Raw genomic sequence first — 9,884 nt, forward strand, 5'->3', positions numbered from 1 at the left:
GGTAAGCTGGCGCTGAGTTTGAAAGAGCGTGAAGAGATATCGCGTGGTCTCAGCATCAACGCATCTTTACGATCTATAGCCCGCCAGTTGAGCCGTAGCCCGTCTACGATCAGTCGCGAGGTGCAGCGAAATGGTGGTCAGGTCGCTTATCGCGCAGCGGCGGCGGATCAGGCTGCCTGGGACCGCGCTCTACGGCCCAAGACATGCAAACTCGCTTGTCATCATTCAGCCAAGCCTCTTACGCAGTCAGATTGAACTGAAGCGCGCAAAACTGGAGCAAATGGGAACAGCAGTGTTCTCACTGCCTCCATCTAAAGATCTGGCTGAGAAGACGATTGATGCGATCGAAGAGTTTTACCAACAACTGGCCATGCCAATTCGTCTGTCAGATGCCAACATTACGGATCAAAACGACATCGACACGCTCATGCACATCATCGAGAGCCGCGATTTTTTAAAAGCCATCGGTGAGCATGGAAAGATCACGCCGAATGTGATCAAAGACATCGTGTACTCAGCACGCTGAGCCAAAAGACAGCCCGCCGTACAAACGGCGGGCTTTTTTGTGCATACAACCAGTTTCTCGCGAAAACTCAAGTGACAAACACATCCGTCGCCCGCTAGTCCTGTGAGACATCAGCGCATCCTTTCGCAAATTACAAGGGAGAAACGGGTATGTTACAGTTATCCGATACCCAAACTAAAAACGCCCTGCCCTTCCGACCACTGGTCGAGGCTTTGAGATCAATGTTCAAAGAAGGCTGCGAAATGCCTGTTCGGCACCATCACACCATGGGCGTGCCGGATAAAGCAGATGCCACTTTACTGCTCATGCCCGCCTGGCAATCAGGTGCCTATTTCGGCGTAAAACTCGCAAGCGTGTTTCCAAGTAATGCAGATGCCGGTCTTCCTGCAGTCTCCGCCACTTATCTGCTCTCCGATGGCAAGACTGGTGCACCGTTAGCGTTGGTTGATGGCGGTGAGCTTACAGCGCGTCGCACAGCGGCAGCCTCTGCCCTTGCTGCTGATTACCTTGCTCGCAAAAACGCAACGACCATGACAATGGTCGGCACGGGCCGTCTCTCCGCAAACCTCATTGAGGCGCATTGCACAACAAGGCAGATTGAAACTGTAACCCTCTGGGGCCGGAACTTCGAAAAAGCCGGGGATAATGCGCAAGAACTAAGCGCAAAACTTGGCGTCAAGGTTGTAGCTGAGCAATCCCTTCCCAAAGCTGTTGAGCAGGCTGATATCGTTTCCGTTGCAACACTGTCTAATGATCCCCTCATACAAGGTGAATGGTTGTCCGATGGCTGTCATCTTGACCTTGTGGGCGGGTTCACTCCAAACATGCGCGAAGCTGATGACACGACTATCTCTCGCTCACGAGTTTTTGTCGACACCCGCGCAGGTGCGATGAAAGAAGCCGGAGACCTGACCATCCCACTAGCGAATGGCACGCTGAAACCTGAAGATGTTCAAGCTGATCTTTATGATCTCACCAGAGGTGGTAACATTGGCAGAACAAGTGAAAACGAGATTACGTTCTTCAAATCAGTTGGAGCTGCATTAGAAGATTTGGCAGGAGCAATCCTTGCCTATGAGAACTCAAAAGAGTTTCTAAACGCATAGACAAATCCTCGCTCAGCACGGCTATCCATTCCTGTGCTGAGCCCAAAACCGTTGCCGCATCTCTGCCGTCCTGAAGTGTGTAAAGTGCAGATCCCGTTGCATCGACACCAATGGTTGATAATGAAGCAGGTCGATCTCCTTGGTCGCAACTGGCCTTAAACTATCCAGCACATAACACGCGCCTTGAAACTGAACCGTGGTCACTGCATGTATGACTTGTCTTCTGCTATCCTTCACCACAACAACTCGCAGATCCGTTTCTTCATAGCCCAGCGCTAACAAACTGAAATACTTGGCAATCGCGTAGTCCTCACAATCACCTCGCAAGCCCAGAAACTGCAAAGGCGCGCGCCAGACGTCCGCCTGCCCAGCGGCAACCGCCTGAGGATCGTATCCGGCACTTTCATTGATGTAAGAGTTGAGCAGCGAAAGCTGCCGCAGTGATTTATTGTTCCCGACACCCCGGACAATGCGTGACCAATAATCAACGGAGCCTGCACACCGGAGATTTCCGGCAAAGCACTCTTTCAAGGAGGCCAGTTGTTGGTCGCATTCAGGCAGTACGGCCTGCCATTTCCTGAAAGCCCGGCTGTTACCACCACTAATTTCAACCGAACCAAACAACCCAAAGCTTTCCCTCTTCTTTGTAGCGTTTGGCCCCGTAAACCTCATTAGGGAAAACAGACGGCGGCGGCGCACTTTGCTCTGATAGCTGAACCGCAGATTATGAGCTTGCGCAGTGGACATGCTGGCCACAATACCAGTCAGAAAAGCGGCTTTGACCACCATCCCTACAAAGCTTCGTCGCAACAAACCACGTTTTCTACGGTGCTTGCCCCGGTATTCCGGAAGAGCCATAACGCATTACCGTTCTCTTAGCGCCTCCTCACGTGCACGATTAACTGGCTTAAGAATGTAAGAAAGCACACTCTTTTCTCCAGTGAGTATATCGACGGAGGCGACCATCCCTGGAAGGATGGGAAGACTCTTGTTGCGACTTTCTAACTCCGTTTGTTTCGTTTTGATAATTACGGAGTAAAACTGCTCACGAGTATTTTCATCGTAAACAGTGTCTGCAGAGATTCCCTCAACTTGCCCATCCAGTCCTCCATAAATGGAAAAATCATAAGCGCTGAGCTTAACAAGCGCCTGCTGTCCTTGGTGAATAAAGGCGATATCCTGAGGTTTCACCTTCGCCTCAACAAGCAAAACATCTTCAACGGGCACGATGGTCATAAGCTGCTGAGAAGGTGAAGCCACACCGCCAATTGTGCTCACATCAATCGTGTTGACGATGCCATCCATTGGCGCGCGAATATCTGCGCGATCGACCTTATCACCGGCTCCTTTAGAAGCTTCTGCAATAATATCCAGCTGAGCCTGCACCTCGCTCAACTCTGCGCGGGCTGCCTGCCGGAACTTGGTGTAAACACCTTCAATTTTCTGTTCAGCCTCCTCAACAGCCGCCTGCAAACGCCCTGCTGTGACCTGAAGCGTATTGACCTGCCCTTCCAGATCACCAATCTCACGCTGAAGTTTGAGCATATCTGTACGCGGAATGATCTGCTTTTCAGCAAGCGGCGCTTTCAACTCTTTTTCTTCATTTACAAGACGCAATAAATCAAGAACCTTCCGTCGCTGGTTCTCAGAGGCTTCAAGTTCCGCCATACGCTGTGCAACGCGCGAACGATTGATTGCAACTTGGCCCTTCAATCCTTCCAGATTGGCTTGAAAAAGAGACAGCTCCGAAGCAACAATCTGCTGAGCATTCTCGTGATAGTGGTCACTATAAGCTAGCTCCTCCCCACGCTCCGGCCAGACGGACTGAAAGTCCAACCGTTCACGAGCAATCTCCAGTGCCAATTGCTTTGCCACCAGTTCACCCAGGTTGGAAGAAAACCCCGTATCATCCAAGCGGATCAGGACATCTCCCTTACTGACGAGGTCACCCGTTTTCACGAGCACTTCTTTAACAATCCCACCTTCTAAGCTTTGAATAACCTGAATTTTCGCAGATGGAATGATACGTCCATCTCCACGGGTAACTTCTTCCAGCTGTGCCCAACCGGCCCAGAGGACGAACGAAATCAAAAGCAATCCAATCATCAGGACCAACAAGCGCGTGCGTGCAAACACGGCATTTTCCAACCCAATTGATACCTGAGCAGCACCACGCGGAAGCTGTGTGATTTCAGATCCAAGCCTCGTCCAATTTGTGACCCGTTCCATCAGGTGCAATAGGCGCAAAGATAATCCCCCTAGAAACTCCCCAACAAGTTCCAGAGGCACGCGACCAGCCGGAATCAAGTTATCCTTACCAAAGGTAACTCTCCTTGGTTTTTCTGAATACTACGGGGATCTATTGCGGAGAATTGCAGGTTGGAACTGACAAAAACGGCCAAGCCGAAAACAAGAAAAGAAAAGACGCCACCTCCCCTAAACGAGGAAGACACAACAACGACTAAAATGTCTTCCACGCATGAAGAGAGTGACCCAGTCATCGAAGCCTCAGTTTCGACTGTTACGTCAGATAAAAATCAAGATGCAAAACGGGAACCTGAAAGCACAAAACCTGCAGAGGACGCTACATCAAACGCTCAACTGTCAGATTTAATCGAGATTGATCCACTGCGGGGATGTCTCGAAATTCTGCTGGTTCAACACAACATGCCAGCAAATTCAGAAAACCTCATCGCAGGTCTTCCCTTGGAGAATGGCAAACTCACTGCTGACTTGCTACAAAAAGCTCTCAAACGCGCTGGCTTTTCGACCAAGGCTTTCCATCAGAAAGTCACAGATCTCTCCTCACTTTTGTTTCCTGCAGTTTTACTCCTCAAGTCCGGTGGTGCATTGGTCGTTCTGGAAAAGTACGATGAGAAATCCTATGCAGTCGCCCTCCCGCATGCAGATGGCGGCGCCGTTCTGGCTAAGGTGGATGAGCTTCAGGCGCTCTGCAGCGGAAAAATCATTGTTGCAAAGCCTTTCTACAAACCAGAAGGTTCACAGGAGCAAAAAGCTAAGGAAGACAATTCCCATTGGTTTTTCAGTGGCATTAGAGCCGTTGCACGAGACTACGCTTTCGTTGCGCTTGCTGCAGCCTTCATCAACTTGCTAGCGCTGGCCTCACCGCTCTTCACCATGAACGTATATGACCGTGTCTTACCCAACTCGGCCTTCCCTACACTCTGGGTTCTCACTCTTGGCGTAGCGGGCGCGTTACTATTTGACCTGCTGTTGAAGTCACTGCGCGCTTCCTTAATCTATTTTGCAGGCAAACGAGCTGATCTGATAATTTCCTCCAGACTGTTTGATCAGGCCATGCACTTGAAAATGGCGCATCGCCCTGCAAGCACTGCAGGCTTCCTCAACGAAATGCGTGAGTTCGAAACCATCCGCGAGTTCATGACGTCAGCAACAATCGCTGCCATCACAGACCTTGCCTTCCTCGGTATGTTCCTAGGCCTGATCTGGTATATCGGTGGCCCCATGGTTTATCCGCTTCTTGCAGCAATCATGAGCGTGGTCACAATTGGACTGCTGATGCAGTTCCCTCTCAAAAGAGCCGTGGAAGCAACAGTTGCTGATGCTACGCTGCGAAATGCACTGCTGGTAGAAAGTCTCTACGGCTTGGAGACAATCAAACTCCAACGCGCAGAAGGACAGCTTCTTGGCAAATGGGAGAGTGCCACAGCCGCAGCAGCCTCAGCGCAAAACAAAGTCAGATCGCTTTCTACCTGGGCTTTAAACCTAACTGGCTTTTTGCAGCAACTCACCACAGTCGCACTTCTGGTCACAGGCGCATATCTGTTCTCAGAAAAGCTTATCTCCATGGGCGGCATTGTCGCCTGTGTGATCCTTGGGGGACGAGCTGTTGCCCCACTAGCAACACTTTCCAGCTTTCTCGCACGGTTCCAACAGGTCAAAGCCGCTTACAAAAGACTAGACGCCATCAATCAGTTACCACGAGAAACACCGTGGGCCTCCAGGCACCTGAGCAAAACCATTGATCACGCTCAGGTTTCTCTAAAGAATATGAGCTTCACCTATCCGCAGGCTGCAGAGCCAACATTGAAAAACCTGAACCTATCCATTTCCGCAGGAGAGCGCATCGCCATACTCGGCCCTGTCGGCTCTGGCAAATCCACTCTGGGCCGAATATTGAGCGGTCTTTATTCTCCAGAGTCAGGAAGTTACGCCATCGATAATTTAGACCATCAGCAATTTGCACCCACGGAACTGCGAAGATCCATATGTTACATCGGGCAGGATGCTAGCCTTTTCTCTGGATCCATCAGAGACAACATCAAATTAGGTCGCCCTGAAGCCTCAGATGCAGAGTTGGTCAAAGCAAGTGAGCTTTCCGGAGCATTGGAGTTTATCGATGCTCATCCGCACGGATTTGCCAGATTAATTGAGGAAGGTGGTCGTGATCTATCATCCGGGCAAAGACAAAAGCTCATCCTGACCAGAGCATTCATGGGCACCCCAAAACTACTTTATCTGGATGAACCAACAGGCATGATGGACGGCCAGACCGAACAGCAGTTCATCAATGCCCTCTCATCCTCTGTCACCCCGCAGCAAACCTTAATCATTGCTACGCACCGCACAGCGCCACTTTCTCTGGTTGATAGGCTGATCATTCTGGATAAGGGCCGTATTCTCGCTGATGGCCCAAAGGAAAAAGTCATCCATATCCTTTCAAAAGGAACTGGATGAACTGAGGACTTAGTACTCTCTCATGTATTCGCGAAAACAAAGACAGCGATTGACGGCTTCATCATCCCAAACCGCATCTTTCATGTAGCCAATGGCAACTCCACACCAGTCTCTTGTTTCCAACGCCCAATCAAATCGCAACTGCACGATTGAGCTGTGCTGCGCAGAGACAACAACGGTATTTGCCTCCTCAAAATAATCACGTACCCGAACAGAAATTTCGCTGTGCAGCTCCTCAGGGTGTCGAAGATTGAAGTTGTAGCACACACCACCGCGATAATAATCAGAGGTCGCAACGGCAAGGTCCGCGCTGACAGCATCACCAGCCCAAACCGAAAGAGACATGGCAGCCCCCCAGATGAGGAGTGCAGGACCGCTCATGCCCGTTGCAAATTTAAGTCTGCCCAAAATCCCCTCCCTCATTGTTTCGGTTTAGGCATGGCAACAGGTGTCCCACGCGCCCACTGAGCTGAAACGCCTGGCAACACCTTCCCCGGCAGCCAGCCCTCTGTTTCTTCATCATCCCGTACTTTACGATAGCCCGCTTCGGCTTGGGCAGGAGGTTGAACATCAAACGATTCCAGCAAACCGCCCATTGCCGCCAGCAATCGGTAGTTGGCAAAGGTTTGCGCATAGCGGGCAGAAATCTCGGAGACTTCAGTAAAAAAGACTGTGTTTTGTGTATCCAAAACATCCAGCAGAGTTCGCTGTCCAACAGTGAACTGGCCTTCATATGAAATGAGAAGTTGTTGTGATGCTGAAAGCTGTTTTTTGATAATTGCAAGTTGCTTGGAAAGCTCAACACGCCGGATCCAGGAAGCACGTGTTTCCCGCTCAACTTCACGAAAAGCCCGCGCCGTTCTCATCCGTGCCTCACCTGCCCGCTCAACCTGCTCAGCACGCCTGTTCTTCGTGATGTTGCCATTAAAGAGGTTCCAACGCATGACAACCAGCGCTGTTGCCTGATTATTGACGCCAGGAAATCCGTTCAGGTTTTCACCAACACGCGAGGAAAGCTCCAGATCCAATCTTGGATAATAGTCTGCCTCTGCAATCTTAATCTGCGCATTCGCAGCATCTACATCGGCTTTACGCAACGCAATCAGTGGATTGTTCCGCCGTGCTACATTCAACACATCAGGAAGCGTACCAGGAATGCGTCGTGAAACACTGGGGACGCCCCCCAAGCGTCCTACTGGCTTGCCCACCACCTCAATAAACGTGGCTTCAGCAAGTTCAAGCTCTTCAACAACCTCCTGTAATGCAAGTCGTGCAGCAAACACCCGTTCACTTGCCTGTTGAACGTCTGCAACGGAGACAACCCCGCGAGACAAACCTGCCCGCATATCCGAGGCCACTTTGGAGTGATAAGCAATATTGCGTTGAGCAGACTGTTTCACTTCAAAAAGACGGGAAACTTCCACATAGGCACGCACCGCACTCAGACCGATGAACTCAGACCGCTCCCAAACTCTGAAAGACGTGGCATCCAGACGAGCTCTCTGACGTTCAATCTCATAGGTCGTCGCAAATCCATCAAAAAGCTTTTGCCGACCTGTCGCTCTCACTTCATAAGGACCATAGAAGAACTGATCCCGCTGACGGGTAAAACTGCGATCAGCCCATTCGGCACCCCCACGAAATTCAAGATCAAGACGCGGCAACCATTCGCCTTTTGCTTGTTTTAGCTCAAAGCCAATCGCATTGCGGTCAAAAACCGCTTCTCCAATTTCAGGATTGCTATAGACAGTAAGGTTAACTGCATCTCTGAGAGACATCGCGTGGCCTGCTCCGCTCAACAAGCCAACGGCAGCAACGCCAAGAATAAGTGGCGCAAACAACTTCATACACACGCCCTCTACGCAATACTTGAGACAACCGGGCAACTGAAGCTTTAATTTACTTTATTTTAATATAATGTCATTCCTCACGCAATTAAGTGTAATAAATATCAATAACTCAAAAAGTAATAGCAACATCAACTCAACAGACGCGGCCTCTAATATTGTCAGTTATGCGTATTGTATAATGTATATATAAACTTGAACTCCATTTGATTTAGAATTCGGCAGCACAATTTCAGCGAGACGTTGTCTTCTCACTCAGAAAAGTCGCGCTAACGTCCTGTTCCAGTTTGCAAAGGGAGCCTTGCATGCCGAATACCAGAACCGGTGAACCTCAAGCGCTTCCAACCAATCAAACATCACCTGAACAGGTGCCAGAGTTGGAGAATAGGTCTCAACAAGAGGCCGGTTCAACAGCACCAAACATCAGCCAGCTTATCATCGAACTTCCTGATAACATTGAAACAACCTCAGAAACGCCGTTAGATGGCCAACCACGTGGCATGAACCTGCTTCTGAATGAGATAGAATGGGATCCTGTCAGAGAAATTCTGCTGCTGCCATCAGGCCTGGAGCTTGCAAACATCCAGACCGCTAGTGGCACCACCGAAATCACCCTGGCAGATGGCACACGTCTGATCATTGAAGGTCACAGCAACAATCCACCTTCTATTGAGATTGAAAATCAACTCCTCACTGCGCAGGAAATTCAAACAGCATTTGCAGCTGCGCGAAACGCAGAACCAAGTGCAGGTCCAGAGACCTCATCAGGTACATCAAGCGTTTCTGAGCCCTCAAGCGGTAACAATGAGCCTCAGTCTCCATTACCTGCCAACGATGAGCTCATTGGCAGCGGAAATGATTTCGAACCAATCTCAATCGTCGTCCAGCCGGCTTTCCCAATCACACCGCTCCTGTTGCCCTCTGAGCGCGATGAGGAGGTTTTAGAACGTGATTTAGGAGATGGCGCCTTCGAACCTGATCAACAAACCACATCCACGCCAGACCTATCTGATCCGCAAGTGACACCTGCTTTTTACGCAGGCAACACTGATGATGTATACGAATCCGGCCTCGCGTCTGGCACCGAAGCAGGACAGACCATCACTCAAACTGCCGGACCGATGAATATCCAGAGTGGCTCTTCCCCGCTCCAGACACTCGAGGTTTGCGATCCCTCACAAAATATCTGGATAGATGTCACCAGCGGCGGTCAGATCACCACGCCCCACGGCACCTACACAATCACAATTAATCCAGATGGAACCTACAGCTGGGCCTACACACTCAACACATCAGGTGATCACAGCAACAACACGCCGCAGGATCTCCTGAAAGTCCGCGTGACCAATGAAGAAGGCAATCAGGCAACTGGTGACATCACCATCAACATCATCGATGACGCACCTTTGATTGATATCACAGACACACCAGCCTCAGTCGCAGAGGGCAACACTTTAAACGGCACGTGGTCACTCAACCCGGGCGCTGATGGCGTCACACAGATCACTATCTCAGTGCCCGGAGAAGTCGACCAGACTATTTCTCTTTCCGGCAGCACATCTGCCACCTTCACGCTTCCCTCAGGCGTGCTCACCGTCAATCCGGATGGTACCTACTCCTTTGAAGCTACGACCAATCTCGACAACGATGGCCCGCAGGAGCAAGCCTTCACCATCACCGCAACGG

Annotated in this window: 7 protein-coding genes and 2 pseudogenes; 5 read left to right on the plus strand and 4 right to left on the minus strand. The window is 50.5% G+C overall.

The window, feature by feature from the left end; all coding sequences use genetic code 11:
- Window positions 1-6 precede the first annotated feature (6 nt).
- The 3 genes and pseudogenes from PPL9_RS33155 to PPL9_RS08920 all read left to right on the plus strand — a co-directional run.
- Window positions 7-213, plus strand: a pseudogene (locus PPL9_RS33155) (helix-turn-helix domain-containing protein); the annotation flags it as partial.
- A complete protein-coding gene (locus tag PPL9_RS34155) occupies window positions 131-526 on the plus strand; it encodes an iron-containing alcohol dehydrogenase (protein WP_057462373.1) in 396 nt (131 codons plus the stop codon). The pseudogene PPL9_RS33155 and the gene PPL9_RS34155, both read left to right, overlap by 83 nt.
- A gap of 149 nt (window positions 527-675) precedes the next feature.
- On the plus strand, window positions 676-1,632 hold the full coding sequence (locus PPL9_RS08920) for an ornithine cyclodeaminase family protein (protein ID WP_057462374.1): 957 nt from the start codon (window positions 676-678) through the stop codon (window positions 1,630-1,632).
- A gap of 21 nt (window positions 1,633-1,653) precedes the next feature.
- Here the strand turns inward: PPL9_RS08920 and PPL9_RS08925 are convergent, their stop codons facing one another.
- Both PPL9_RS08925 and PPL9_RS08930 read right to left on the minus strand, forming a co-directional pair.
- Window positions 1,654-2,490, minus strand: a complete 837-nt coding sequence (locus PPL9_RS08925; RefSeq protein ID WP_208989261.1) for a transglutaminase-like cysteine peptidase — start codon at window positions 2,488-2,490, stop codon at window positions 1,654-1,656.
- A 6-nt stretch (window positions 2,491-2,496) separates the two neighbouring features.
- Entirely contained in the window at window positions 2,497-3,879 is a 1,383-nt protein-coding gene (locus tag PPL9_RS08930; RefSeq protein ID WP_208989262.1) for an HlyD family type I secretion periplasmic adaptor subunit, read from the minus strand.
- Window positions 3,880-4,011: 132 nt separating this feature from the next.
- Here PPL9_RS08930 and PPL9_RS08935 point away from each other — a divergent pair, with 132 nt between their 5' ends.
- Entirely contained in the window at window positions 4,012-6,351 is a 2,340-nt protein-coding gene (locus PPL9_RS08935; protein ID WP_057462376.1) for a type I secretion system permease/ATPase, read from the plus strand.
- Between the two features lie 9 nt (window positions 6,352-6,360).
- Here PPL9_RS08935 and PPL9_RS08940 read toward each other — a convergent pair whose 3' ends face one another.
- Together PPL9_RS08940 and PPL9_RS08945 are read right to left on the minus strand one after the other, a co-directional pair.
- Window positions 6,361-6,759, minus strand: coding sequence for a hypothetical protein (locus PPL9_RS08940; protein WP_208988597.1), 399 nt, complete (start codon window positions 6,757-6,759; stop codon window positions 6,361-6,363).
- An 11-nt stretch (window positions 6,760-6,770) separates the two neighbouring features.
- On the minus strand, window positions 6,771-8,198 hold the full coding sequence (locus tag PPL9_RS08945; protein WP_057462377.1) for a TolC family outer membrane protein: 1,428 nt from the start codon (window positions 8,196-8,198) through the stop codon (window positions 6,771-6,773).
- Between the two features lie 305 nt (window positions 8,199-8,503).
- Between PPL9_RS08945 and PPL9_RS08950 the strand changes: the two are divergent.
- Window positions 8,504-9,884: pseudogene (locus PPL9_RS08950) on the plus strand (type I secretion protein); the annotation flags it as partial.

This window comes from Pseudovibrio sp. POLY-S9 (genome assembly GCF_001431305.1).
Lineage (GTDB): Bacteria > Pseudomonadota > Alphaproteobacteria > Rhizobiales > Stappiaceae > Pseudovibrio.

Excerpts from the sequence above, each read along its gene's own strand:
- PPL9_RS34155 (WP_057462373.1), top strand. The coding sequence starts at position 131 with ATGGTGGTCAGGTCGCTTATCGCGCAGCGGCGGCGGATCAGGCTGCCT.
- PPL9_RS08920 (WP_057462374.1), top strand. The coding sequence starts at position 676 with ATGTTACAGTTATCCGATACCCAAACTAAAAACGCCCTGCCCTTCCGA.
- PPL9_RS08925 (WP_208989261.1), bottom strand. The coding sequence starts at position 2,490 with ATGGCTCTTCCGGAATACCGGGGCAAGCACCGTAGAAAACGTGGTTTG.
- PPL9_RS08945 (WP_057462377.1), bottom strand. The coding sequence starts at position 8,198 with ATGAAGTTGTTTGCGCCACTTATTCTTGGCGTTGCTGCCGTTGGCTTG.